We start from the raw sequence: 24,501 nt of genomic DNA on the forward strand, positions 1-24,501 counted from the left end.
ATGCTTAATTTTTTTCGTCTGGGGATAGAGTGCAATCAACCCCAAGCACGGGTTCCCTGTCGATGAACGGCAGAGTTCAAGGAGTCACTATGAAAATCGTTTCTTTGATAATGGCAGCGTTGTTGAGTGTTGGTTCTGTAGCAATGGCATCACAGGAACAGGGTGTGGCCAAGGATGTACAAATTGGCATTAGCGGAGTTTATGTTCCAGGTGGATTTGACTCTGCGTCAGATGTCTATGTTGTTGTAAACGGAATCTTCCAAAATGGATGTTATAAATGGAAGAGTGCCGACATTGAGCACAAAGACACTTATTATCATAATATCAAATCCATCGCGACCGTCAGCCCGGGCATGTGTTTGATGGTTCTTATTCCTTTCCAGAAGGAAGTTCGTCTGGGTCGATTTGCCCCAGGAAAACACACTTTGCACTTTGAAAATGGGGATGGCACTTACATCGAAAAATCTGTGATGATCGAGTAAGAAATTTGCACCCAAAAGAGGGCTTGATAGAGCCCTCTTTGTTTTTGAAGGGATGCTGATATGAAAAAGATCCTGCCTTTGATGTTCCTTCTAAGTTCTGCAGCCTGTACCAAGTCCGCTTATCATGTCTATGAATGGAAAGACGGCGACAAAGAAAAAGTTGCCAGTGAACTTGCCGCCTATGAGTTCGCGGCCGCGGCCAAGAATCTTTCGCGCGGAGAATGGGTTCACTTGCAACCCCAGTCCTATAAGGGACTGTCGGTGGAGTCCTCTTATCGAAAAGAGATTCTTGCCAAAGATGGCACTTCCAAGCGTCTGCGCGCGGGGGTTGTAAATCCTGAAATTGCCTTTGCGCATTTGGATGTCGAAGCTGTGATTCAGCAAGTTCCACATATACGCCGTAAGATTCAGTCCGCTTTTCCAATTTTTCGTAAACGTCCCCCGCAAAGTATCAGTCCGGTGATCACCCAACGGGGTGGCTTTTATGAAATTGTCTGGCAAGTGGATTATGCTGATGAAAAAGGCCGGATGTGGACATTAAAGCTTAATAAAAATCTGGAAGTTCGCTCGATTCGACCGGCGGGATCTCAGTTTATAGATACCAGTGCCTGGGTTTATCCGCGGGGACCGCTGTGGGGAGTCGTTCAGGAAGTGCCTTTGAAAGGCCTTTATCTGGAACCCGCTTTGGCCAATCACTGGGTTTACGTTAGTTCCCAGGCTGAAAATAGAATTGATAAAATTGCAGGTCCTTTGAAGTTTTCGATGGAAGACACTCGTTTTGATCAAACGCAGGCTTTTGTGTATTTGAACGAATCCTTCAGTTGGTTTCAAAGTCGTCTGGGTTTCAAAATGCCGCTCCAAGTGCAGGCAGAGGTTTTTGTCGGCTATCCCGAAAAGACCAACTCAGCTTTTTACTATCAAGGCAAGATCCGTCTGGGCCAAGGGGATGGCGAGTTCTATCAGCATATTCCCCGTGATCCTTCGATCGTAATTCATGAAAGCGTTCATGCGGTTATTGATGTTCTGGCCGGGCTTCCCTATGAAGGTGAAGGCGGGTCCCTGAATGAGGGCTTTGCAGATTACTTTACCGCCATGCAGTTGGGCAGTCCCCGTATGGGGGAGGTCTCTTACAAAAAAGCTCCTTATCGCCGAACTGTCTTAAATTCGCTGGTCTTAGGTGATCGCAATGGGGGTCTTTATCATGACTCTGGCATTGTCAGCGGTACTTTGTGGGAACTGTCAGATCAACTAGGGCCTGGTAAAGGCCTGGATGTGGCGATGAGTGTTTTGAATCGTCTGGTTCCTGGCAGTGACTTTGCGGACTTTGCCAAGACGCTGAAGGAAGTCTGCCTTGAGAAGCTCACTGCCGAAGAGGCGCGTGGGGCGTTGGCAATCCTGGGGAAAAGGGGCTTGTTATGAGCTTGCTCGGGATATGGGTTTTTGTGGGACTGCTGTATCAGGATCGAGAGCTGCCACCGCCGAATCCGGCTTTGAATATTGTCTATCAATTCAATTCCGAACATGAAAATGTTCTGCGCTATTGGCGTGACGGCGAAGTGGGGTTTTGTGAAAGACGGGCTCGATATACCTGGCAAGGTGAAGAGCTTTACCAGAAGGTGATTGAAACTCATCCAGAGAACGCGTCGTGGTGTTCCCAGGATCCGGATATGCGTTTGGGTTTTGAGAGCTGGACAACTCTTCGTCTTAAGCAAGAGCGTTTGTATTTGAAGGTCCTGATGGGCGAAGAAAATCTGGATTTTATCTGGGAACGACAAACCGACTGAAACAGGCTTGCTTCAGTAAATAAGCTTCCCGCCATGTGTCCGTGCTGCGCAAGGCACCTTTCAGGTACCAGTAAATACGCACTTGTTCCACATAAGACAGGTCACAGAATCCAGTATCGACATAACAGCTGACGTGGCTGTCCATGGCCATGGTGTGCATATTGCTGCAACTTGCTCCTTCGGCCATATGCTGAATACGTTCCTGCAGGCAATATCGAACATCCTGAAGCCATATTTGGGATTGAGGTGAAAACCGGGCTTCATCTTTCAGGAACTTTTGGCAGTATGGATAACCGAAATTTTGCCAATAACCTTTTTTGCCGCAGGAGTGTTCGCGTTCTTTACAGGCATAGAAGTCACAGGATTGATCGCTGGGCACACAGGACGAAGCCGCCGCAGTTAAAGACACAAGAATAGTAAAAATAGCGAGAATAAGGCGAGACATAGAGGATGAAATTTAAAAGTGGAAGGGGCTGGTGTCCAGCCCCTTTGCTTTTGCGGGCAAAACTTGCAGGAGTGTCTAAATTAGTGACGCTCACTTGGATCATTTGGCTTGGGAATCTTGCTGCAGATATAGCCACAATGCTCAAAGCAGTGGGACGATTTGCTCCAGCAGTACTTCTTGGCGACAACATACCCCTTGGGACATGACGGGCGCTCGAACTGGGAATTCCAGAGGGGTTCCACAGAGGCACTTTCTGGAAGATCTTGCGCTGAGCTATAGGTCTCCATGGCCCCGGCTGTGCCGGCAATTGCAAACGAAGTAAGAATCAATAAAAACATTTTTTTCATTGGTGTCTCCTTGGTGATTTTGTGAAAGAGTATCGGGGATCACAGATGCCGATCCATCGCTTTTGAGTGAGGATGCGGGAATACAGGCGAAGCCTTGCAAGGGCATTACGCCAACCCAAAAATAGTGGGTAATTCCTGAGAGGCGAGCGCAATCTGACACACGGAGGATTTTATGAAAAAAGGAATTTTGTTTTTGGTAAGCATGTTGGCTGGTGCACAAGCTTTCGCAGCCGCGGATTCAGTGGCGGTTTTTCATCGCGCTGAAAAAGTCGGTGTTCTGTTGAACGAGCGCGCGGCTTATGGTCGTATTCACCAGTTTATGGATGCCGTAGGGGCGGACAGTCGCTTCCGTTGGTTGACGGCAGACGAAAGTGTGAAGATCGAATGTGCCCGTGAAGATGTCAGAGCAACCTGCACCCTTCGTTTTTTGCCTTCAGAGATCGTGGCCATCAAGGGCCGCAGTGTGAAGGCTTTGGTGGCTACTTCAGACTTCCCGCAGCCTTTTGAGATGACTTTTGAAAGCTCCATGGAAGATCGCTTTATTTTGCAGATGGGTCCGGAAGGGCTGTCCCTGTGGGCCGGAAAACGTGGCGAGCAGCCATAGACACGATACCAAAGTCTAAATATCTTCAGAACCTTTTGAAGGATTAGATAAAGCAGAAAGGCCATTGGATAATGAATCCATGGCCTTTTTATTTGTCCTTCTCTTATCGTGGAACGTCAGTGCTGGAGAGCCCGACAACTTTTCGGCGCGCAGGGATGCGAAAGCCGTCGTTGCCAATGAAGAGATCAATAAAGCAATCAATGCAGTCTTGGATATGAACCTGGAGGGGTTTCCTGCCAAGTTCGGCTGTGATCGAAAAAAGTTTTTGGATTTTGTGCAGGACGATCTGGATCGTAATTTGCCGCAAGTTTATAAGGCGGTTTACGTCAATGCACCGATTGCGGGGCCACGTCTGGCCCGTGATGTGCCGTATCGGGCAGGACGGCCATATACGGATCTTTATTTCTCTCAATCCTATAAAGTGCAAGCCCAGGGACAGACGTTTTATGTGGGCCTGGATAAAATTGATCACTTCTTTGCGCATGGGGCGACCTATTGGGATATGATTGGCCGGGACCCGACGCTTCCCAAGGACAAGGTCAGAAAAGCTCTGGAAGTCGGAGTCATGCAGGAACAAGCCACGTGGGGCCTGCAGCGCCCGGGTGTGAAGTCCTATGGCGATTTGTCCGCCAATTATCAGGGGCTTTATTTCTGGCGCGATCTTTTTGATGGCAAGCCGCCAATTGCCGCCTGTAAAAATGGACGTTTTGTAAAAAACCGTGAATTCAAACTGGAAGACTATTTTGTGCCTTCCATGGATGAAACCATCAACTGCAACAGCTACGCCGATCAAGAGATCTATCAGGCAATTAAAAAAGTCACGGACCAGTGGGGGCAGAAGTGCCCGGCGGTGGAAGGCCTTTGCGAGGAAATGAAATCCAAGAACGGTGAGTTTGCTTCTTTGCTGCTGCATCCACGCTGTTTGGGAACGGGAACTTCTCAGGTGGAAAAAGCATCGGCGATGACCACCAAGGACGTGCTCGACACCGCTCAGGCCGTCATGGGCGGGGGCGCCAACTATCTGCTCTTTAAGTTGTTCGGCGAAAAGAAAGGCCAAGGTGTGCGATGAAGATGCTCCCGGTGATCGCGGTTCTGGCGATGAGCCTTGGTGCTGCTTCTGCTGAAGCCTCGTTGGATGACGCCAATAAGGTCTGGAAAGATTTCCGTGCTTGCGCCAAACGAACACCGCAGGATGTATTCGTATCTTGTGCTCGGGGGTATCTGGCCTCGACACTGGTGGCTCCGGAACAAAATAAGATGATACAGTTTCTGGATATCGGCTATGAGTTCACCGGATTGCAGGACTGCACAGGGCAGAATAAAATCCAGCCGAAAAAAAAGAAGTCCGATTTTTACTGCATGGAACTGAAAGGCAAAAAGAAAAACGGAGAGGGCTATGTGGCCTTCGTCAAAGAATCTGAAGGCCTGAAGATTGAAACGATCAAGTTCAAATACTAGGGGAGTCGGAGACTACCATCCGCCATCGGAAGGATCGTATTCCAGATCGTACAGACTGATATCGAAGTAATAGACACGGCCGTGGGCGCGATAGGCAAAGCAACCATTTTTATTTGCACTCAGATTAAAGCCAGCCCCCCACCAGAAATATCCACTGACCTCACTGACAGTATTTGCGGCACTTGCAGGGTTTTGCACAAGGGACATTTCCGCTTTGCTGTGGTTTTCTCCCACTAGATTTCGGGTTCTATGGCGGTGCTGGATTTTTGGGTCGGGAAGAACCTGATTATTTTCATCGAGCATCTTTAGCTGCTCTGCTGTGTGATACAGAAACTTGATCTGACTGTCGCGGAAAACCTCCTCATAGAACCGGGACATCTCCTGCACAGGGAAACGGTCGTATTTTTCCTGCATTAACTTCTCGGGAATCAAAAGATGGGAGTGTCCCATGTCCGGGAAGAAAATAGCATCAACCACATCCAACTGAAGACCTTTTTCTATGTGGCGCGCCACTGTTTGCACAAAGGATTCGTCCACCACGACAGCTCCGCCTCTGTCAGCATAATAGGGCAGGCGAATTGTTTGTGTCGATGAATCGAAATAGGCGTTCTTGGAAAGTCTTTTCGGAGACTCATACATTTCTGTAAATTTGAGCAGCATTTCCGGCAGCTCATAGCCCCACTTGAAGTCTTTGGTGTAAATGGGGTTTACACTGGGGGTGCAACGAGCGGCAATCGCCGCCCGCGTATTGAATTCTGCACTCTGTGCCAGAGCCTGAAGTGTCCCAAAAAGAGACAGAACTACGAATGAGATTATCTTTTTCACTTCATCCTCCTGCCTTGCCGGAGCATTCTCTCCGCAGGTCAACTTATTGGCAGCAAGAAGTACGCCATTCCTAGAAAATCACACTGTCGGGCAGCCCCAGGCGAGCGGCGATAATGCGCACGATCTCGCTGGCAGTTTCCTCCAGTGCACGTTCGGTGACGTTGAACACGGGCCAGCGACGATTCACTTTAAAGATCTTTTCCGCGTATTCGATCTCTTTGGCGATGTGAGACATCGAAGCGTAAGATCCACCAGGGTCCTGGCCGAATTTTTCCAGACGGCTTTTGCGGATTCTTTGCAGGGAATCCATGTCAATGATCAGGCCTACGATACGGCGCTGATCAATTTTGAACAGTTCTTCCGGCAGGGGTGTATCCAGAACCAACGGGACGTTGGCCACCTTCCAGCCTTTGTGGCTCAGGAAGATCGAAAGCGGAGTCTTGCTGGTGCGGGAAATACCCACCAACACGATGTCGGCTTTATCCAGTTCCGCAAAAGTTTTCCCGTCGTCATGTTTGACGGTGTATTCGATGGCTTCAATGCGTTTGAAGTAGCGCTCATCCACCGCGCGCAATGCGCCCACGGCATCTTCGGAATGCTGACCGAAGAAAGTGTCCAGGGTGGAAAGCAAAGGTCCCAGAAGATCAAAGTAAGGAATGCCTTTGCCGGACGCCATTTCGCGAATCTTGGCACGCAGGCCTTGGCTGGCCACGGTGTAAGCCAGCATGCCCCGGCGCTCGAAGCATTCTTCGATGACGGCTTCAGCCTGGGCTTCGGTGCGCACATTTTTACAGCGGATGATGTTGACGTCTTTGGTGGTGTATTGAACCAAGGCCGCGCGAATCATGGTGGCAGCGGTTTCGCCAGTACTGTCTGAAAGAATATAGATCGTGTAGGTTTGAGAGTCCGTCATTAGTCAGCAAGTCCGTTGATAAGGGCCGTGCGAACATTCTCGATATGCTCTTTCAACCAAAGATCGGCCATGCCCGAAAACAGCAGGAAGGCAAAATCAGGGCTGGCCTTGATCAGCAGGCAGGATGTTTTGTTTTCAGGATCCAGATACTGTAATTGCAGTTTGCCGAGCATTTGTTCAGAGCTGGTAGTCAGCACGGACAACATGTTCATGGGTGGCAAACGCAGAACGGACTTGGAATTGTTCTTCAAAAGCTGAGTCGCACCTTTGTGAAAATACGCTTGAGCTTTCCATTGAGCATCGTTGTTTTCCAGCAGAACCCCCGCATCGAATAGCAGTGCCAGGCGAGAGAAAACAACGATCGCGCGATCAATATGGTCTTCAGGAAGTCCCAGGGAAAGGCCACGTACCAGGGAAAGATCGCGGGAAGGTTCAAAGTGCGCCGTGCGTTCGCTGGCTTCCACTTTGGCTTCAAAATCATTATCCAGAACGGATTCCAAACGCTTTTGCAGGTTTGTGATTTTTGACACGATTGATTGCGATAGCTTTTCCATGAACGTTCTCCCACGCTGATCATTTTATTCTGGGGAGAAACACGCACTTAATCAAGTACGACAGTGAATTCCTGCACGGGGTGGTGAGCTTGCCAGGCAATTTGCAGGTTCCCGGTACTTTGTCCAGGTGGCAGGAAAATACGCAGGGTGGGCTCTTTCAGATTTTTCCAGATGCCAAACACTTCTGCCGTCCATGCCGTCAGATCACTATTCCAGGGAAGAACCACGACCCATTTATTGGGTAGCAGTTTTTCAGAAGCGATCATCAGAGGGCCTGATGCCGTTGCCGGTTTAAAAGGGGACTCCAGTTCCGCCTCCTGCACCACAGTTTCCACAAACGTGGGCATAGCCGGGGTGTTATGGCGTGAGGATTTGCAAACTTGGAAATTCAGATACCAGTCGAGTTTGGCAGTCCACTGAGACTTTTCCAGATCAGGCACGATCCACAGGTCGGAACCTGGATTGAGTGCGCTGGCCTGGGAAAGTACGCTGAGAGCCATTAATGAGCCTTACCGACTTGATCTAGAAGTCCGTTAACGAAGCTGCCGGAGTCAGATGTGCCGTACTTCTTGGCGATTTCCACGGCTTCATTGATAGCAATGTTTTCTTTGATAGGATCTGCAGCAAAACGCATTTCGTAAACGGCAATGCGCAGGATGTTGCGGTCGATGGTCGCCATGCGTTCCACTTTCCAGTGGGCGCTGGAGGCTTGAATCTTGGAATCAATCGCTTCTTTGTTGGATTTCACACCGGTCACGAGAAGATCAGCATATGTGATCACTTCGGGGTCAAGACTCTGCTCAAACACTTCAAGGAATGTTTGGTAGCTGATCTGCGGAGCAAACTCAGTTTGAAAGAGGACCTGGAGGGCGAGTTCGCGGGCTTGGCGTCTTGCTGTCAGTTTCATGGTTCGTACTTTTCTCGCTTTCAACAAATGTCATAGCGGTGAGGCTTAATTGTGGATTACTTGCGTCGACAAAATCAAGAAGTTCAGCGTCTTCCAGAGTCTCCACAAATTCCTGAACGTCTTTGAAGGTTCTGTATACACTTGCAAAGCGAATATAGGCAACGTCATCCAGTTGTTTTAGTTCAGCCATGACCTTTTTCCCGATCAGACGGGAAGAGATCTCGGATTCACCGCGGTTGATAACCCAAGCAGAGATCTTTTCTACCACGGCATCAATCTGCGCCAGGCTGACTGGACGCTTTTGACAGGAAGCCTGAAGGCCTTTAAGGATTTTTTCTTTGCTGAACGGTTCGCGGCGTCCGTCTTTTTTGATGATGAACGGGAACGCCAGCATGATGGTTTCTACTGTTGAGAAACGGGCTTTGCACTCGAGGCACTCACGACGGCGGCGGATGCTGCCATCTTTCTGCACTCGGGTATCCAAAACTCTGTCATCAGCATGTCCGCAAAATGGGCATTTCATAGTCTTTAGTCCCGTCTCAAAAGCTAGCCGGAGATTAGGGAGCCGACCGTCATGAGTCAACGGGTCCAGTGACTTTGTCTGCATGCGTTATGGACCTTCCGTGGCAGGCTAAAAGCTGGATAGAATAGAGGGCAGAAATTGAGGTGCGTGTGAAGACTTTTCTATCGTTGATTTTGCCCTTGTTTATAGCTTCTGTGGCCACAGCTCAAGATTCCCAACCGGTGGTGGGGCGTGATGCGGCTGCCAAATACTTCCAACCCCGTGATCCGGCACAGTCTTACAATGACTCCGTTCGAGCGGCTTCAGATCATTACCTGGCTTTGCACTTTGGCCGTTATATGGCTTCGCAGTCCTATGACTGGGGTAAGAACGGGCAGGAAGACGATGCAGGGAAAAGTCAGTTCGGTGTCACCTATCGTGTTGGTGAATGGTACAACTCGATGGATTTGGCTTTGCGTTTGGATTATTCCGAATTTGATCTGGCAGATGAAAATCCAACGAAGCTGTCATTCATGCCTTTGATCACCTTCCCTGATGCGTCCTCACGTTTCCCGCTGTATTTCGGGGCGGGGCTGGGTTTGGGGGTGTTCTTTAAGCAGGCCTCTGGAAAATCTGCACTGTCTTTAGACTATCAGTTGATCGCAGGCGCTCGTTTCTTTGATATCTTTGAAAATACTGGCTTCTTCATCGAAGCTGGTTTAAAAAACCACCTTCTTATTCTGTCCTCCGGGCAGTTCAATGGAACCTTTTTGGCCACTGGCCTGGTATTTACATTTTGAAAATTCATAAACACCTCGTATCTGAAATCGTTACTGCGCTTGATGAAGTCTTTGAACAGGGCTTCTATGCAGACAAAGTCATTCAACGTCACTTGAAGGCCAACACTCGTTGGGGGGCCCGTGACCGTCGTTTCTTTGCGGAATCCGTCTATGAGATCGTGCGCTGGGAACGTCTGCTGAGTCACATGGCTGATGACAACGATCTTTGGAAGGTCTGGGGTGCTTATTGGATTCGTCAGGGGAATGAACTGCCAGACTGGGAAGAACTTGAGGGCTTGAACCCAGCCGAAGTGATCGCACGCGAGAAAAATGTTTCTTCGTTCGCCATTGCCCAGTCTATCCCGGATTGGATGCATGCTCGTGGACAGCAGGAATTAGGTGACGATTGGAAGGACGCCATGCGCGCCCTGAATAAGCCAGCGGAAGTTTTCCTGCGCACCAACACTTTGAAAACCACTCCGGATGAACTGATTAAAACTTTGGAAGAAGCCGGTATTAACGCCACAAAAGTTTCCCCGGATCTGCCGAATGCTTTGCGTTTGGTTGAACGCAAGAATGTGTTCATCACCGAGCCATTCAAAAAAGGTCTGTTCGAGGTTCAGGATGCGGCTTCTCAGATGGTGGCACCATTGTTGGGTGTAGAACCTGGTCACCGTGTGATTGATGCCTGTGCCGGGGCCGGTGGGAAAAGCTTGCACCTGGCTTCGATGATGAAGAACAAGGGGAAGATTATCTCTTTGGACATTCACGAATGGAAGCTGCAGGAGTTGAAAGTGCGTGCGCGCCGTGACGGGGTGGACGTGATTGAAACGCGTTTGATTGACTCCAACAAAGTCATCAAACGCCTGTACGATACGGCCGATCGTTTGCTGCTGGATGTGCCTTGTTCGGGAATGGGTGTTTTACGCCGCAACCCTGACAGTAAATGGAAGCTGAGCAATGAGGAAATCGATCGTCTGCACGGTTTGCAGTACGAGATCCTGACGGGTTATTGCAAGATGACCAAAAAAGGCGGGCAGATGGTCTATGCGACCTGCAGTCTGTTCCCAAGCGAAAATGAAAAGCAGATTGAAAAATTCATGAGTGAGCACGGCTCCGACTGGACTTTGCTCAAGCAGATTCATGTGCGCCCGGATAAAGAGGGCTATGACGGCTTCTATGCCGCCCTTCTTCAGCGCAATAATTAACCGGACCTCGCTGGACCCTGACTGGCCTTGGGGTCCTAATCACTTCATCCGATAAAAAAGCTGTGAAAAAACTTTTGCCACTGCTTATTTTGATCGTATCAAGCTCCGCCCATGCCGGCTTTTTGCTGGAAGTGGGGGGGACGTACATGGCTGACACTCTTTCCACGACTGAAACTCAGACCTCCACGAAGTATTTCTATAACTTAGGTGGCCTGTTCAGTCTGAAAAAAAATATCTGGGGAGGCTGGAACTATTCCGGCGTTTCTCATACGGATAAGGATACGGCGACGACCACGTACAGCTCCGTTGATACGGGACCTTACTTAAAGTGGCAGTTCGGGCGAAACGAGCTTTACAGCCTCAGTATGGCCTATAATATTCTTAGCAAAGGCAAATTTTCCGACGGTTCTGTCACGGAAGAGTGGACGGGGACCAGCATGTGGTTCCAGTTCGGCGTGATGCCCGAAGTGCGCGAGGGCTTCCACTTGGGGGCTTCGCTGAATTACTATCTAGCCACCTATTCCAAGAAGACTGTTTCTGGGGTTGAGTCGAACGCTTCGAACTCAAAATCCTGGATTTTCCCTATGCTTACGCTCACTAAGCAGTGGTGATGCGGCGCAAAAGGTTAAATAGTTAGCACATGGGCTTTTTCATTTGAAAGCTCGTATTTGCCTTGATATGACCCCTGCCAACGAAACAAGGGGGTCCAAATGATTCGTTCTCTAATCGCAGCGGCGTTGACACTGGGTATGGCGTCTTCCGCTTTTGCTACTGATAAAGCTTACTTCGAAATCAAAAAAGTCACAGTTCGTGACGTCACTGAGCAGTATCCGCAAATGGATACGTTTGCAAAAGGTGCAAACGGTTTGTCTCAGGACTGCAACTCTCAACGTCCATTGCGCGTGAAATTCACTGGCGAAAGCGAAATCGCTAACGAAGTGAATCCATTGAATGCAATCGAGTTGATCGTGGATCAAATCATCAACATCGGTAAAAAAATCTTCGCGGTTATCAACGCCGGTAAATCTGTTGTTAACTTGAAAATGGACACTGCAAATGCTCTTCCTGCTGGTTTGACTTGCTGGTCTGACCTTCACGGCTGGAACATTCCTCAGTCTAAAGTTTACAACGTAGTTTATGAGAACGGTTTCGGCATGGCTGTTGTCGATTTCTCTTACCGTGTGACTTACACTGCGGGTGGTTCTGCTGATGGCGTTGGTAAATACATCACTAACGCGACATTCATGCCTGCGAACCTTTCTGTTGCTTGGGGCTTCAACTTCGACGCAACTGCGGTTATCCCTTCTGTATTCAACACAGGAACAAAACGTGATCCTGTAGCTGGTATGCAAATGAACATGGAGTGGAAAGCCACTTCTCCAATGGCGTACGAGCAGGCGACTGAGTCTTACTTCGTAAGCGGCGAAAACAAATTGATCCAGTTGGATTAATAAAAAAAGGGCCCCCTAAGGGCCCTTTCGTCTTCTTAGAAGAAGATCTTGATTCCTGACCTGATCCCTGTGCGATCGGTGACTGTGTCATCCGTTGCAGCAGGGATTTTTGTTTTCTGGCTCTCCTTAAACCAGCTTCCGAAGATCCGAACGGCTTTAAAGTCTATGAAAAGCCCGGCCTCGGCACGATTTCCTTCGACATCCCCCAAATTATCCGTGGAGGTGGGAAGGAAATAACGATATTTTCCGTCGATTCCGAAATACTTGGTTAAATAAACTTGCAGGGAAACTTGTCCAAACTGCTGGGACAGGCGCTCTCCGGAGCCCTCGCGTGTGCGCAGACCATAGTGAATGGTGAAAGCGGTGTTCTGAATTGAATTTCCCAGCAGGCGGATATTGAGCATGCCGCCAAGGTCGTTGAAGTCCTCTTCGGTGTTGTTTTCATATTCCGCCGTCAGTCCGACAAACTGGGCATAGGCGGAAACTTCACCACTGTAAGAGACATGAGATTCGCTCGTGCCCGAACCTTCCACTTCCGTTTTGAAAGAGTTGTAGGTGCCTCCCAGCGCGAACTCATAGGGCGAAGGGGAGTTGACCGACAGCCACATATCCATCATGCGGTTGCGATTTTTGGTCTCCATCCATTCAGACAGGGACCAGCGGCCTTTTTCCCGGGCGGCAGCGCGCTTGGTGAAATCAATCCCGCTGCCCCAGCGACTGGCACTTTGTGCCTCGGCCAGGGACGCGGCCAAAATAATGCAGAGTAGAAGCACAGATGAAAACCTAGACATACCCCTATTTTCTCGCTTTTATGGTCCCAGGTCCATAGAGCGTCTCAAATCGGGCAGGTCACGATGTCGTGAGTGCATCACTTTGCGACGTGGGCTACGAATTAATTTTACAAAAAAAAAGGATATCCCGTGGTTCATGATTTCGATCCCTTTGCATTAAGAATTTCCGGCGACTTTGGTGTTCGTTGGTATGGTTTATCTTACATGATGGGCTTTATCTGCGCCTATCTGCTGATCACTTGGTTGGTGCGCAGACAGCGTGCAGGCATGACCGCGCAAATGGTTGGCGACTTTATCACGTATGCCGCCATCGGAACTTTGGTGGGTGGTCGTTTGGGTTATGTGTTGTTCTATGGCCCGGATCTTTTCCTGAAATTCAAGGCGACGTTCCCGTACTGGGGTGTGTTGGCAGTGAATGAAGGCGGTATGGCCAGTCACGGTGGTATGATCGGTATCGTGATCGCGTGCTGGTTGTATGCGCGCAAGTATTCTGTGAACACGCTTTATCTTCTTGATCTGGTTGCGGTCAGCGGACCTGTGGGTGTGTTCTTCGGTCGTATCGCCAACTTTATCAACGGCGAGTTGGTTGGCCGTCCCTGTGACCCGACCTATCCATTGGCGGTGAAGTTCCCTCAAGACATCACAAGCTGGCCTTCTCAGGAAGCTGGCAAGCTTTCCGAACTGGTTCCTGTTGTGGAAAAAGTCGGCGTGGGCCGCGAGCAGTGGTTGGAGCTGGTGGATAAATTCCGCTTCGATATGGGCGCGCGTGATCAGCTTTATTCCATTCTGAACAAAGTGATCGAGTCCATTCAAGATGGCAATACGGCTGCCAAAGAAGCGATTGCACCGTTGTTGACTCCGCGATATCCGTCTCAGTTGTTTGCAGCGGTGGGTGAGGGTCTGGTGATTTTCCTGTTCTTGTTCTTCTTATGGAGAAAACCACGCAAGCCGGGCTTTATTGCCGCCTGCTTTATCCTGATCTACGCAGTTGTGCGAGTGATTGACGAACATTTCCGTATGCCTGATGCCCATATTGGTTTGCAGGCGATGGGTTTGAGCCGTGGGCAGTGGTTGAGTGTGGCGATGTTCGTGGTGGGCTTGGTCATGATGTTTGTCTGGACAAGAGCAAGTTCTTTGAAAATCTCCGGTTGGAGCAAAGGACACTCGATCAAGTTGAATCGTAAGTAGTTTTGAAAAGCCACCTTCGGGTGGCTTTTTTGTATTTCAGAGAGGTATGTCTTGAAACCCGTAATGACAGAAAAAAAGGATATTAAAATTGTCGGTATCGAAGTCCGCACGAGCAATCGGGCGGAAATGAACGGTGCTGGCAAAATCGGTGCTCATTGGCAAAAATTCTTTCAGGAAAATGTAGCCGGACAGATCTCCAATTCTGTTTCAGATGACGTTTTTGCGATATATATGGACTATGAAAGTGATGTGAGCGGCGAGTATTCATTTGTGCTTGGCAAGCAGGTGGACTCTTTCGCGGTTGTTCCGGCGGGATTGGTGGCAAAGGTTCTGCCAGCTTCCAAGTATTCTGTGTTCACCACTCCAAAGGGTCCCATGCCGAATGTGGTGATCGAGGCTTGGCAGCATATCTGGAGTTTGTCAGCGGCGCAGTTGGGTGCAGAACGTGCTTACCGCGCAGACTTTGAAGTGTATGACCACAGAAGTGCTGACCCGGGCAACACGCAGATTGAGATCTTTATTTCCGTAAAATAGATAAACAGAGTCTTTTCACGCCCGGCCTTTCGCGGTAGCCTTTTTAATAAGGAGAAATCACCATGATCATCAGACTTGTCATGTCCGTATTGATATTGGGCTGCCTTTCGATGGGGCCATCAAAGGCTTGGGCTTTGGATTTTGACAAAGACGAGGGAATGTCGCGTGAAACCCTTGTGACTTCTTTAAAAAAGAACACCCGTCTTAATCAAGAGCAGATCGATCAGTTGGTTTTGACCTTGCAGCAGCAGTTCAATGTCGATCCCGGTCAGAAAATTCCCATCAAAGGATATCTGTATGCCCACGGAATGAATGGGGCCCTTTTGATGGATCATGATGTGTGGGCTTTTGATGCGGCTTTCCTGGTGCCGGGCACGGATGAAGTCGTGCGTATTCCGGAAATGTATCTTTGTGATTTCAAAAATGGGGGATTGAAGTTTGAGATCGCCTACAAATGGATGTTCAGTTTTATCCCGAGTGGCGTAAATATTAGCGAGCTTAATGGCGCAGTTTATGGCCGGGGTGTGGGTGTGGTCGCGGAAGCTTTTCTGGGGCTGGAGGGTTCCTGGCTGCCGGCGCAGAACCGAGTGAACGATCTGTTCCATGTCGCGGTTAAGCTGGGTTTCGGGGGGTGGAATCGTCTTCCCGAAAATGGAATTCAAGCTGCGAAATATCAAGTAGGAAAGAGTAAAAAAAAACCCGCTTCGAAAAGCGGGTTTTTCTTTTTAAGGCTTAAATTGAAAACGGGAAAGTTTTGAGTTCTTCGCGAGAGATTTCTTTTTGTTCCCCGGTCATGAAGTTCTTCACCGTCACAGTTTTATTCGTGACTTCGTTGCCTCCCAGAATCAGAGCGTACTGGGCTCCGGCCTTATTGGCTTTTTGCATTTTTTTGCCCATTTTTCCAGACAGGAAGTTTTCAGCTTTCAGACCACGACTGCGGATTTCATGAGCGACTTTCACACTTTCGTCTTCGCCCTGATCATCGGCTCCGATAACGGCCACCAGAACTTCCGGTTTGATTGCCAGGTCTTTTGGAACCAGATCGGCCAGGCGGTCAATGCCTGCAGCCCAACCCACACCCGGAGTTTTCGGGCCACCCATGGTTTCAATCAGACCGTCATAACGTCCACCGGCCAAAACAGTTCCCTGTGCACCCAGTTTGGAAGTCGTGAATTCAAAAACGGTGTGGCAGTAATAGTCCAGACCGCGTACAAGATGGTTGTTAACTTTGTAGGGGATGCCGAGCTTTTCGATGCCTGCGAGAACTTTTTTGAAGAAGTCCTGGGAAGACTGATTCAAGGATTGTTCAAGTTTTGGCGCATGGGCATTCAACTTTTTGTCGCCTTCATCTTTTGAATCCAAAATACGCAGCGGATTTTTCTCCAGACGCATTTTGCTGTCTTCAGAAAGTTGTTCTTTGTGTGCTGTAAAGTATTGAACAAGAGTGTCGCGATAAGCGGCGCGACTTTCGGCATCACCCAAAGTGTTGATTTCCAAAGTGCAGTCTGCAGAAATGCCGATTTGTTTCAGCAGATCCCAAGCCAGGGAAATGCACTCCACATCGGCCAAAGGGGACTCATAACCTAAACACTCTGCGCCCAATTGGTAAAATTGACGATATCGTCCTTTTTGTGGTCGCTCATAACGAAACATCGGGCCGGAATAATAAAACTTCAGAGGAAGATTCTGCATCATGCCTTCTGAAATAAAAGAGCGAGCCACACCCGCCGTACCTTCGGGACGCAGGGTCAATTTCTCTCCGCCACGATCTGTAAAATCATAAGTCTCTTTATTCACAACATCGGAAGTTTCGCCCAAAGTGCGATGAAAAACGTCAGAAAACTCGAAAATGGGGGTTTCGATCTCGCCATAGCCGTACAGAAGTGCCTTTTTATAGGCGGATTCTTCGACAAAACGGAAAAGAAGATTGTCTTCAGGAAGAAGATCACGAGTGCCACGGACGCTTTGAATTTTGCTGCTCATAGAATTGGCCCTTTTCTGACTAACAAGTCTTCGTTATAGCAGAGGCTCGGGCGGTGCGCAAAGCTATTGCATTTAAGAGGGGCAGAGTCTTTAATGGATATATGAAGAAGTGGGTTTTAGCAGGCATTTTCATTTTGGTGGCCGTGACGGCAGCGGTTGTTTATCAGCTGGCTGGCTCGGGTGGGGCATCCCTGAACGGAGTCGAAGTCGATTGGCGCTTGCTGGGTGAGATGGATTACATCACCGGAAAATCCTCTTCGGAACTCAAAGCCCTGGATGGCAAGACCGTGAAGATCCCCGGATTCATGGTTCCTTTGGAAGACAACCAGAAAGAAGTGGTTGAGTTTTTGCTGGTGCCCAGTCCACAGGCCTGTATTCACGTACCACCGCCACCACCGAATCAGATGGTTTATGTGAAAATGAAAAAAGGAACCGATGCGGCGATTGGTCCGATCTGGGTTCACGGAACTTTAAATCTTGTCACTAAGAAATCTATGTACGGGGATGCGTCTTTCGAACTTATCGGAGAGGCCATCGAACCGTATAAATAATCTCTCAAGGAGGTCTTTGTGTTAAAAGTTCTTCTCTTGTCATTGATGGCATTGGCGCACACCGAGCATACAGCTCATGTTCACGGTGCGGGCAAAGTCAGTCTTGCCTTCGATGGAAAAAAAGGAAAGTTGGAGTTCCATGCTCCAGCCGAAGCGGTTTACGGTTTTGAGCATTCTGCCAAAAGCAAAAAAGACAAACAGAAAAAAGATGAAGGTCTGAACAAGCTGGATAGCATGGCTGAAATGATTGTCTTTGATCCGGCGCTGAAATGCGAAGTGAAGAAAGAGATCTTCGAAGTCATCGAGCAAAAGAGCCACTCGGATGTTGAGGCGGAGTTCATAGTAAACTGTGAGGCGCCGGTGGCGGGCAGCACTGTGACTTTCAACTTCCAGAAAGTTTATCCGCGTTTGAAGAAGGTCCAAGTCGAAGTCTTGGCCGACCAGGTACAAAAGTCCCTGGAGGTCAGGAAGAATGGAGAAAGTCTTGAGCTCAAGTAGCGAGTTGATCACCCTGCGAGATCTGTCTTATACATACAGTGGACAGACTTCTCCTACATTGCACGTTTCTGAGTTCCGGGTGAGCAAAGGCGAAGAGCTGTTTTTGTACGGCCCGAGCGGAAGTGGTAAAACGACCTTGCTGGAGATTCTGGCAGGGGTTCTGCGTCCGACCTCTGGTACGGTAGAGATTCTGGGACAAGATCTGACCAAAATGTCCGATGCCCAGCGCGATGCCTTCCGTGCAGAGCACATGGGTTATGTTTTCCAAAGTTTCAATTTGATTCCTTATCTTTCCGTTCGGGAAAACATTGAACTTCCACTGCATCTAAGTGCGTCCCGGAAGGCCCGTCTGGGCACGGTGGACACTGAGATGGTGATTCGTGCCCTGTGTGGCAATCTGGGGATTGCCGATCTTCTGGAAAAGAAAGTCACTGAACTGAGTGTTGGTCAGCAGCAGCGTGTGGCGGTGGCCCGGGCTTTGTTGGGAAAGCCGGATCTGCTTTTAGCAGATGAACCCACTTCAGCTTTGGATGCCGATCATCGTGAAAAATTCCTGAAGCTGATGTTTGAGCTTTCCGAGCTCTACGGCACAACGGTGATTTTCGTGTCGCATGACCGCAGCATTGAAAAGTTGTTCAGTCGTTCTCTTTCTTTAGAATCCATTAACAAGGTTGTGTGATGGTCTTTTTGAAGTTGGCAATCAAGTCTTTGCAGAATCGGGCCTTTGCAACAACACTCACGGTGATTTCGATTGCCCTAAGTGTGGCCTTGCTACTGACCGTCGAGCGTGCCAAGCGGGCCGCGGAAGAAGGTTTCACCCAGACAATCAGCAAGACTGATTTAATTGTCGGGGCTCGCAGTGGTCCGTTGCAGTTGATTCTTTATACCGTTTTCAATATGGGAAATGCGACCCATAATATTTCCTACGAGACCTACGAAAAAGTTCGTGCGAATCCAGCGATTGAATGGACGATTCCGTATTCCCTGGGGGACGGGCATCGTGGTTTCCGCGTTGTGGGGACCAATCAGGATTTCTTTAAGTACTATCACTATCGTGGTGATCGCAAGATCACTCTGGCCGAGGGGCAGGAGTTCGCTGACCTTTGGGATGTGGTGGTTGGTGCCGAGGTGGCTCGCAAGCTGGGTTATAAACTGGGCGACCGTGTGGTGGTGACCCACGGTGTGACGAAGGGTGAAGGCATTCTTCAGCACGATGATCGTCCATTTAGAATTTCCGGAATTTTGGAAGCGACCGGCACGCCTTTGGATCGGGCTGTATATATGTCCTTGCAAGGGATGGAAGCTTTGCACATTGACTGGCAGGATGGTTCTGCTCCGTCGCCGGATAAAACTGTTCCCCACAATCAACTGAGCAAAGAGACCTTGCCGGTACATACGATCACGGCATTCTTTGTGGGGGCAAAATCCCGCATTGAAACTTTGAAGCTTCAGCGCGAAATAAATACATACAAAGAAGAGCCTTTGCTGGCGATCATTCCCGGTGCGACTTTGAGTGAGCTGTGGAATGGCCTGTCTTATGTTGAAGGCGTTTTGCGCATGATCTCCTGGATGGTGGTGGCTGTCGGATTTATGGCGATGTTGATTGCGCTTACGACGACCTTGAACGAACGCCGCCGTGAAATGGCGATCTTGCGTGCAGTGGGTGCCAAATCCACACAGATTGTCGGTCTGCTGGTGTTTGAATCGGCTCTTTTGACAGCTGTCGGGGTTTTGTCAGGTGTGGTGGTCTCCGTCGGTCTGGTGGCGGCCTTGAAGCCTTGGATTGAAACAGAATTTGGTCTGTATTTGGTGGGGCCGTGGTTTACTCGCTCTGAGTTGATCTATCTTGTTATCACTCTTGTTGGCGGAACTGTGATCGGTTTGATCCCTGCTTTGCGCGCTCAGAAGTTGGCTTTGAAAGACGGCTTGAGCGTTCGTACTTAATAGAAAAGCCACCGCTTTTGAGGGCGGTGGCCTTTTGTCTCTTAGGTTTTGGAATCATCTAAACTATTGACCAATCTGTGCGAGCTGGACACCTCCCTTTGGCGATTGGACACGGGAAGGGTCCACATTTTCTAGAATCACATCTGTTTTAGCTTTGAAGAAGATATCCACGATCATACGGAATTCCGCTGTCTGGCCATCTTTCTTTTTACCAGTCGCCAGGCGAGTCAGAATTTCATCGTCCGAAACACCTTCGGTTTGTTCGGCAGAAGCCAGAACTTCGCCTTGTTCCAATATCATGAACGGGGCACGCAATTCAGTGCTGTTGCCATACTGGTCTTTTTCGTTGGCATAGACCACATGGCAGGCATTGATCGCAGCTACGCGGGCTTCAGCCAAAGAGATCACTTCAGATTCATCTGCGATACCGTTGCGGTTTTTATCCACCCAAACTTTGATTTTTTGACTGTACAATTCACCATCCCAAGGGCCCAGATAGTGCTTTTTGGGATCTTCGGACTGACAGTCTTTATTAGCCAATGCCACCAGGGTTTCAAAACCGTTGGCGAAAGTTTTTTCTTCTTCACCAACTTTGACTTTCATCTCGGAACCAAAAAGATTCTTGGCGCTTGTGATGCTGCCGTCGGCATTCGGGACAACCAGGAAACCGTCTTCAATTTCTCGTTTGAACACAGTTTTGTTCACAGAGTTCTCGGATTCTTTGGAAACCAGCTTGCCGCCCAGCCAAGCGGTCAGGTGACTGACTTTTTGACCGCCGTCCAGATCGTTGTCGCTGCCATCCACTTTTAAGTTCGCCAGATTGAAGAAGCTGCCGCCTTCAATGCTGGAGGTTTGAACGTTTTTTTCGCCCAGGTCCAAAACCAGGGGCGTGTACTTGGTGGACATTGCAGTTCCATCCACGCCAGAGTGAACCATCCACTGAATTAACTGGGGAACGGCTTCATAAGCTGAATAGCAAAGATCACTGGCTGTGCATGAGCCCATGGAGATAGTTGCCCCCGTGCCCGGTTTGATGGATCTTTTCGTGGACAGAACTTCCGTGATGAAATCTCTTTGGGACCAGACCGTGCGCAGGTCAAAGATCTGCTTGAAAGTCAAAGTCACTTCATCACCACGAGTCAGACCTTTGCTGAGTTTGATAAATTCAGGAGTCAGAATCGTGAAGGCTTTTTGATTGGTGTCATTGATGTTTTCACGCAGGTCCGCCAAATAGAGGTTTACGATATTCGGGGAACCGTCGCCCAGTTTTTTGAAAAGACGGGGACTTCCGGAATTCACATTATCTGCATAGGACTCACCATAGTAAAGATTGCGCAGGGAATGGTTTTGCAGAGCCACCACATCCGGGACTGTTTGGCTTTGATCACCAAAGATGGTCATCACACCCGTGTTTTCGACACTTGCGATAGTGCGAACAGTGCTGAAGAAGCATTTTTTTCCGCTGATGAATTCACTGCGTGCAGCAGTGTGATCCGCCAGATAGTGGAAGTGATTGGTGATGGTTGCTTTTGCTGTGCAGTTTGTGGACCATTTGCAGGCATCGGTGTCTTTCTTGGCGGCACCGACATAGACAGGTGTAACTCCGTCTGTATCTTTTCTAAGGATAGATCTTTGATGCGACCAATGGGCAATTGTATCCACCGCACTGCCCGCAGAAACGGAGAAGCGCACCGGGATCAAAGAAGTATCTTCTTTGGCAGCCAGCAAAGCGGCCTGGCGCTCTTCCTCATAACGATCGGAACCGTCAGGGCGGATGCGTTCGCAGTTGGAAACAGGCTTGCCGTTGACAGCCTCGTCGGTCGCCAGATTTGGTGTCATGGAGTCGTCACCATTGGCAACGTCTGTCATATGTTTGTACGGATTGAATGGATCTACCTTTGGTACTTCAACTTCCGGAATTGCCGGATTGGTGCCAAAAGCGTTGTCAGACAAAGAGCTTTGTTCAAGGGCTGAGGGGGCGAAACGTACTGGTTGGCTGCAACCTACGACAGCCTCAACAAGAGCTCCACACAGAACCAATTTGGAAAATTGAGTTAGTTTATTCACAGTATCCCCCCGGATATCAGAGCTTATTCAGAGTCGCGAATGGATTTGACCTCAACCTCGTCCTCGTTCAGAAACGGATTGTATTTCACGGGATTGCGTTTGCTATCAACCACCGTGATCACGTCACCTTTAAAGGTGGCTCCACCGGTGGAGCTGATATTGCGTGCAATTGTTGAGTTTAGGCTCTTGGCTGCGGCATTGCCTTCATCAATCATTTGATTAAATGTACCTGTGGAAATGGCCTCTTTCGCCAAGGCATATTCTGGAACCGCTGCTGCTACAAATAATATGGTCCACAAAATCTTTCTCATCGTTCCCCCCTGCAGAGGATTCCCAAAGCAATGGATGGGCCAGCACCTAAGCTGCTGAAATCTTACAAAACTGAATGTCGACGAAATTGCTCCAAAAGTTTTCGATGTTGGGTGTGAGTCCTTGTTTTTAGATAAGTTTTGGAAAAATCGGAAAATGTTTGAACATGTGCTGGATCTGTACAGTTGTGAACCGGTGCAAATCGACTGTCTAATATATTTTAGACAGTGCTAAGGGAGTTTTCGTTTATAAGCAACCTATTGCAATAGGGGTGGCAAGGAGCGTGCAAAGGGATCTATCTACGATATCCGGGGGGATGTATGAAGTTGAGAGTGGTATTGTTGTGCCTGCTACTTTTGAATGTTGTGTCCTGCGCCAGTGCGCCGTCCTTATTGTCCTCCAAAAAAGATCCCACAAGAAGTATCTATATAACAGAGGCCTTTATCTATCCTGAATTCCGTCAAGTGGCTGTGGCTGAAAAAGAAACCGCCGCTGTTGTCGCGGCGGTATCATCAAGTTCGCGTGCTCCAGCCAGTGAGCGCTAGGCTGCGTCTTTGATTTTCACTTTGTCTGCGGCTTCGGCTTCATAGTCGGAATAAGGCGTGCGCACTTCAACCATGCTTCCGTCTTCAGCTCTGTAGCCGCGGACTTTGAACATCTTCAGGGCTTCGGAACGCCCTTTTACTTCGGCAGCACCAGCCAGTTCGGTTTTGAAATCCTCGCCAATTCTTTCGATCACAGTATCCGATATCAGCAGATCCGCACCGAAGGCTTTTGTCGAAGCTTCAATACGGGAAGCCGTATTGACGGTGTTTCCAATGACCGTGTATTCCATACGTTCGTCAGAACCAATCGTACCCGAAATTGCTTTTCCTGCATGCAGACCCATACCGATGTTGATCGGGGGTTGGCTGCGGGCAATGCGGCGTTCATTCAGTTCTTCCAAGGCGCGTCTCATTTCCAGACAGGCGCGAACCGCATGGTGAGCGTCGCGGTCAGAGCTCTTCGGAGCCCCCCAGACCGCCATGATTGCATCCCCGATGAATTTATCGACAACGCCACCGTGGCTGTTGATGATCTTCACCATCACGCCAAAGTATTCATTCAGCATTTCAACGACCTCTTCCGGAGAACGCTTTTCTGAAAAGGCTGTGAAACCACGGATGTCCGAGAAGAAGACCACGACTTCTTTGGTCTGACCACCGACCCCGATATCTTTGCTGATCAAGTCTTCCGCAACCGAGGACCCGTGGAACTTCGAGAAAAGACTTTTCACTTTGTCGCGCTCTTTCAAGCCTTCGGTCATGTGATCAAAGGCTTCGGCCAGATCTCCCACTTCATCGTGGGATCTGACGGCGGCGCGGGCTTTAACGTTGAAGTTTCCTTTGGAAACCAGGTTGATCATCTCCGCCAGTTTTTCAATCGGGGAGGTCAGCGTCATAGAGAACAGGAAGATAAAGAAGATGGCCATAGAGATCGCAGAACCCGCGACAAAGATCGCCCGGCGTTTCACCTCGTTGGACACTTCCAGAATGGTTTCTTCAGAGGTTTGCGAGATCACCGTCGCGCCGTAAGAGGTCTTTACGGAAGCTCCAAAGTAGTCTTTTTCGTTGTCCGGATTTAAGAACTTTGTCTGGAACTGCGGTGATTTCTGGGTCATGGCTTTTTGTACGATAGGGTATTTCCCCATGTTCAGACGGGCCATGGCTTTTTGTTCATCTTTATGAGCCAGAAGGTCCCCATTGCGATCAATCAGATATTGAGTGCGCTCGGATGGATCTGTAAAAGGCTTTTCAAACGGGGCGAGAGACACATCGGCCAAAGCAATGTGTGTGATTTTACCCTGTTCATCGCGAATCAGAGGGATACCAATCGTGATCATCGCCGGAGCTTTGGGATAAGAGGCATTCTTGATTTCAATGCTTCCCTGCGCCACTGAGCGGATGGGAAACTTCTGCCAGGAGCGCAGATGAGTGATATAGACGGGAGTCAGACCATAAGGCTTTAGCACGTCATCTTTCACTCGACGGGCCACAGTTTCCACAGCGGGGCCGTCCAGTTTCAGGACTTCCAAAGCAATGAAGTTTTTGTCTTTGGTAAAGTTGAAATCAAAGTCATCACCCGTAACCGTGTGTGAAGCCGCTTCTTTGGTCAGCAGGGATGCTGTGGTGCGGGTCTTATCAACAAGTCCGGCAATGATGTTTTCGATTTCTTTGGCTTTGGCTGCGGCGGATTCCAGATTGGCGATATCCACCTGTTCAGCGGCCTTCTTCTCAAAGTAAGAGGAAGAGATCCAGGTGATCGTTCCGGTTGCCGCCACCAGAATCAGGATGGTGACCGTGATGAGTTTTGTAGAAATGGGTATTCTCATAATTCT

Annotated in this window: 31 protein-coding genes; 18 read left to right on the plus strand and 13 right to left on the minus strand. The window is 49.2% G+C overall.

The window, feature by feature from the left end:
• Positions 1-89: 89 nt before the first annotated feature.
• Genes ACES2G_RS04670 through ACES2G_RS04680 form a run of 3 tightly spaced genes read left to right on the plus strand, consistent with a single transcriptional unit; the run spans position 90 to position 2,266 of the window.
• Complete coding sequence (locus ACES2G_RS04670; protein ID WP_347357250.1) at positions 90-482, plus strand: hypothetical protein; 393 nt, start codon at positions 90-92, stop codon at positions 480-482.
• Positions 483-542: 60 nt separating this feature from the next.
• Positions 543-1,901, plus strand: a complete 1,359-nt coding sequence (locus ACES2G_RS04675) for a hypothetical protein (RefSeq protein WP_374001436.1) — start codon at positions 543-545, stop codon at positions 1,899-1,901.
• A complete protein-coding gene (locus ACES2G_RS04680) occupies positions 1,898-2,266 on the plus strand; it encodes a hypothetical protein (RefSeq protein WP_347357246.1) in 369 nt (122 codons plus the stop codon). The genes ACES2G_RS04675 and ACES2G_RS04680 overlap by 4 nt, the downstream gene beginning before the upstream one ends.
• Here ACES2G_RS04680 and ACES2G_RS04685 read toward each other — a convergent pair.
• Together ACES2G_RS04685 and ACES2G_RS04690 are read right to left on the minus strand one after the other, a co-directional pair.
• Positions 2,241-2,711, minus strand: a complete 471-nt coding sequence (locus ACES2G_RS04685) for a hypothetical protein (protein ID WP_374001437.1) — start codon at positions 2,709-2,711, stop codon at positions 2,241-2,243. The genes ACES2G_RS04680 and ACES2G_RS04685 overlap by 26 nt on opposite strands.
• 80 nt (positions 2,712-2,791) lie before the next feature.
• A complete protein-coding gene (locus tag ACES2G_RS04690; RefSeq protein WP_347357243.1) occupies positions 2,792-3,058 on the minus strand; it encodes a hypothetical protein in 267 nt (88 codons plus the stop codon).
• A gap of 172 nt (positions 3,059-3,230) precedes the next feature.
• On the opposite strand from ACES2G_RS04690, the gene ACES2G_RS04695 reads away from it, so the two are divergent.
• The 3 genes from ACES2G_RS04695 (at position 3,231) to ACES2G_RS04705 (ending at position 5,120) form a co-directional block, all read left to right on the plus strand.
• Entirely contained in the window at positions 3,231-3,662 is a 432-nt protein-coding gene (locus ACES2G_RS04695) for a hypothetical protein (protein WP_347357242.1), read from the plus strand.
• A gap of 79 nt (positions 3,663-3,741) precedes the next feature.
• A complete protein-coding gene (locus ACES2G_RS04700) occupies positions 3,742-4,731 on the plus strand; it encodes a hypothetical protein (protein WP_347357241.1) in 990 nt (329 codons plus the stop codon).
• Positions 4,728-5,120: a hypothetical protein gene (locus tag ACES2G_RS04705; RefSeq protein ID WP_347357239.1), complete on the plus strand. Its 393-nt coding sequence runs from the start codon at positions 4,728-4,730 to the stop codon at positions 5,118-5,120. Before ACES2G_RS04700 ends, ACES2G_RS04705 begins: the two co-directional genes overlap by 4 nt.
• 12 nt (positions 5,121-5,132) lie before the next feature.
• Here the strand turns inward: ACES2G_RS04705 and ACES2G_RS04710 are convergent, their stop codons facing one another.
• The 6 genes from ACES2G_RS04710 to nrdR form a co-directional block, all read right to left on the minus strand.
• Positions 5,133-5,945, minus strand: a complete 813-nt coding sequence (locus ACES2G_RS04710; protein ID WP_374001438.1) for a hypothetical protein — start codon at positions 5,943-5,945, stop codon at positions 5,133-5,135.
• 70 nt (positions 5,946-6,015) lie between these two features.
• Positions 6,016-6,858, minus strand: a complete 843-nt coding sequence (locus ACES2G_RS04715) for a pyruvate, water dikinase regulatory protein (protein WP_347357236.1) — start codon at positions 6,856-6,858, stop codon at positions 6,016-6,018.
• Complete coding sequence (locus tag ACES2G_RS04720; RefSeq protein ID WP_347357235.1) at positions 6,858-7,412, minus strand: GTP cyclohydrolase; 555 nt, start codon at positions 7,410-7,412, stop codon at positions 6,858-6,860. Before ACES2G_RS04720 ends, ACES2G_RS04715 begins: the two co-directional genes overlap by 1 nt.
• A gap of 47 nt (positions 7,413-7,459) precedes the next feature.
• Entirely contained in the window at positions 7,460-7,912 is a 453-nt protein-coding gene (locus ACES2G_RS04725) for a hypothetical protein (protein ID WP_347357234.1), read from the minus strand.
• Positions 7,912-8,319 (minus strand): transcription antitermination factor NusB, encoded by a 408-nt coding sequence (gene nusB / locus ACES2G_RS04730; protein WP_038451055.1) that lies wholly within the window; start codon positions 8,317-8,319, stop codon positions 7,912-7,914. The genes ACES2G_RS04725 and nusB overlap by 1 nt, the downstream gene beginning before the upstream one ends.
• On the minus strand, positions 8,258-8,842 hold the full coding sequence (gene nrdR / locus ACES2G_RS04735) for a transcriptional regulator NrdR (protein ID WP_011163623.1): 585 nt from the start codon (positions 8,840-8,842) through the stop codon (positions 8,258-8,260). Before nrdR ends, nusB begins: the two co-directional genes overlap by 62 nt.
• A 149-nt stretch (positions 8,843-8,991) precedes the next feature.
• Here nrdR and ACES2G_RS04740 point away from each other — a divergent pair, with 149 nt between their 5' ends.
• The 4 genes from ACES2G_RS04740 (at position 8,992) to ACES2G_RS04755 (ending at position 12,259) form a co-directional block, all read left to right on the plus strand.
• On the plus strand, positions 8,992-9,621 hold the full coding sequence (locus tag ACES2G_RS04740) for a hypothetical protein (protein WP_347357233.1): 630 nt from the start codon (positions 8,992-8,994) through the stop codon (positions 9,619-9,621).
• A complete protein-coding gene (locus ACES2G_RS04745; protein WP_374001439.1) occupies positions 9,618-10,808 on the plus strand; it encodes an RsmB/NOP family class I SAM-dependent RNA methyltransferase in 1,191 nt (396 codons plus the stop codon). Before ACES2G_RS04740 ends, ACES2G_RS04745 begins: the two co-directional genes overlap by 4 nt.
• Before the next feature lie 62 nt (positions 10,809-10,870).
• On the plus strand, positions 10,871-11,419 hold the full coding sequence (locus ACES2G_RS04750; RefSeq protein WP_374001440.1) for a hypothetical protein: 549 nt from the start codon (positions 10,871-10,873) through the stop codon (positions 11,417-11,419).
• 99 nt (positions 11,420-11,518) lie between these two features.
• The gene (locus ACES2G_RS04755) at positions 11,519-12,259 is read left to right on the plus strand and encodes a hypothetical protein (RefSeq protein ID WP_347357230.1); all 741 of its coding nucleotides are present in this window, start codon (positions 11,519-11,521) and stop codon (positions 12,257-12,259) included.
• 35 nt (positions 12,260-12,294) lie between these two features.
• On the opposite strand, the gene ACES2G_RS04760 is transcribed toward ACES2G_RS04755, so the two are convergent.
• Entirely contained in the window at positions 12,295-13,050 is a 756-nt protein-coding gene (locus ACES2G_RS04760; protein WP_347357228.1) for a hypothetical protein, read from the minus strand.
• 129 nt (positions 13,051-13,179) lie between these two features.
• Here ACES2G_RS04760 and lgt point away from each other — a divergent pair, with 129 nt between their 5' ends.
• The 3 genes from lgt to ACES2G_RS04775 all read left to right on the plus strand — a co-directional run bounded on the left by lgt (position 13,180) and on the right by ACES2G_RS04775 (position 15,530).
• Positions 13,180-14,238 (plus strand): prolipoprotein diacylglyceryl transferase, encoded by a 1,059-nt coding sequence (lgt, locus tag ACES2G_RS04765; protein WP_347357226.1) that lies wholly within the window; start codon positions 13,180-13,182, stop codon positions 14,236-14,238.
• A gap of 63 nt (positions 14,239-14,301) precedes the next feature.
• Positions 14,302-14,772 (plus strand): GyrI-like domain-containing protein, encoded by a 471-nt coding sequence (locus ACES2G_RS04770; protein WP_347357225.1) that lies wholly within the window; start codon positions 14,302-14,304, stop codon positions 14,770-14,772.
• A 62-nt stretch (positions 14,773-14,834) separates the two neighbouring features.
• Positions 14,835-15,530: a hypothetical protein gene (locus ACES2G_RS04775; RefSeq protein WP_374001441.1), complete on the plus strand. Its 696-nt coding sequence runs from the start codon at positions 14,835-14,837 to the stop codon at positions 15,528-15,530.
• Here ACES2G_RS04775 and hisS read toward each other — a convergent pair.
• Positions 15,505-16,755 (minus strand): histidine--tRNA ligase, encoded by a 1,251-nt coding sequence (hisS, locus tag ACES2G_RS04780; protein ID WP_374001442.1) that lies wholly within the window; start codon positions 16,753-16,755, stop codon positions 15,505-15,507. The two genes, ACES2G_RS04775 and hisS, sit on opposite strands and share 26 nt — an antisense overlap.
• A 101-nt stretch (positions 16,756-16,856) precedes the next feature.
• Here hisS and ACES2G_RS04785 point away from each other — a divergent pair, with 101 nt between their 5' ends.
• Genes ACES2G_RS04785 through ACES2G_RS04800 form a run of 4 tightly spaced genes read left to right on the plus strand, consistent with a single transcriptional unit; the run spans position 16,857 to position 19,748 of the window.
• Positions 16,857-17,306, plus strand: coding sequence for a DUF3299 domain-containing protein (locus tag ACES2G_RS04785; protein WP_374001443.1), 450 nt, complete (start codon positions 16,857-16,859; stop codon positions 17,304-17,306).
• A gap of 18 nt (positions 17,307-17,324) precedes the next feature.
• Positions 17,325-17,804 (plus strand): DUF2796 domain-containing protein, encoded by a 480-nt coding sequence (locus tag ACES2G_RS04790; protein WP_347357220.1) that lies wholly within the window; start codon positions 17,325-17,327, stop codon positions 17,802-17,804.
• Positions 17,791-18,483 carry an ABC transporter ATP-binding protein gene (locus ACES2G_RS04795; RefSeq protein WP_347357219.1) on the plus strand — a complete coding sequence of 231 codons (693 nt, stop codon included), beginning with the start codon at positions 17,791-17,793 and terminating at the stop codon, positions 18,481-18,483. Before ACES2G_RS04790 ends, ACES2G_RS04795 begins: the two co-directional genes overlap by 14 nt.
• Positions 18,483-19,748, plus strand: a complete 1,266-nt coding sequence (locus tag ACES2G_RS04800) for an ABC transporter permease (protein WP_347357289.1) — start codon at positions 18,483-18,485, stop codon at positions 19,746-19,748. The genes ACES2G_RS04795 and ACES2G_RS04800 overlap by 1 nt, the downstream gene beginning before the upstream one ends.
• Positions 19,749-19,811: 63 nt before the next feature.
• On the opposite strand, the gene ACES2G_RS04805 is transcribed toward ACES2G_RS04800, so the two are convergent.
• Both ACES2G_RS04805 and ACES2G_RS04810 read right to left on the minus strand, forming a co-directional pair.
• A complete protein-coding gene (locus ACES2G_RS04805; protein WP_347357218.1) occupies positions 19,812-21,815 on the minus strand; it encodes an iron-regulated protein frpA in 2,004 nt (667 codons plus the stop codon).
• 23 nt (positions 21,816-21,838) lie between these two features.
• Positions 21,839-22,126, minus strand: a complete 288-nt coding sequence (locus ACES2G_RS04810) for a hypothetical protein (protein ID WP_347357216.1) — start codon at positions 22,124-22,126, stop codon at positions 21,839-21,841.
• A 318-nt stretch (positions 22,127-22,444) separates the two neighbouring features.
• On the opposite strand from ACES2G_RS04810, the gene ACES2G_RS04815 reads away from it, so the two are divergent.
• On the plus strand, positions 22,445-22,669 hold the full coding sequence (locus tag ACES2G_RS04815) for a hypothetical protein (RefSeq protein ID WP_374001444.1): 225 nt from the start codon (positions 22,445-22,447) through the stop codon (positions 22,667-22,669).
• Here the strand turns inward: ACES2G_RS04815 and ACES2G_RS04820 are convergent.
• On the minus strand, positions 22,666-24,495 hold the full coding sequence (locus ACES2G_RS04820; protein WP_374001445.1) for an adenylate/guanylate cyclase domain-containing protein: 1,830 nt from the start codon (positions 24,493-24,495) through the stop codon (positions 22,666-22,668). The genes ACES2G_RS04815 and ACES2G_RS04820 overlap by 4 nt on opposite strands.
• Positions 24,496-24,501: the final 6 nt, after the last annotated feature.

It is taken from the genome of Bdellovibrio bacteriovorus (assembly GCF_041888015.1).
GTDB lineage: Bacteria > Bdellovibrionota > Bdellovibrionia > Bdellovibrionales > Bdellovibrionaceae > Bdellovibrio.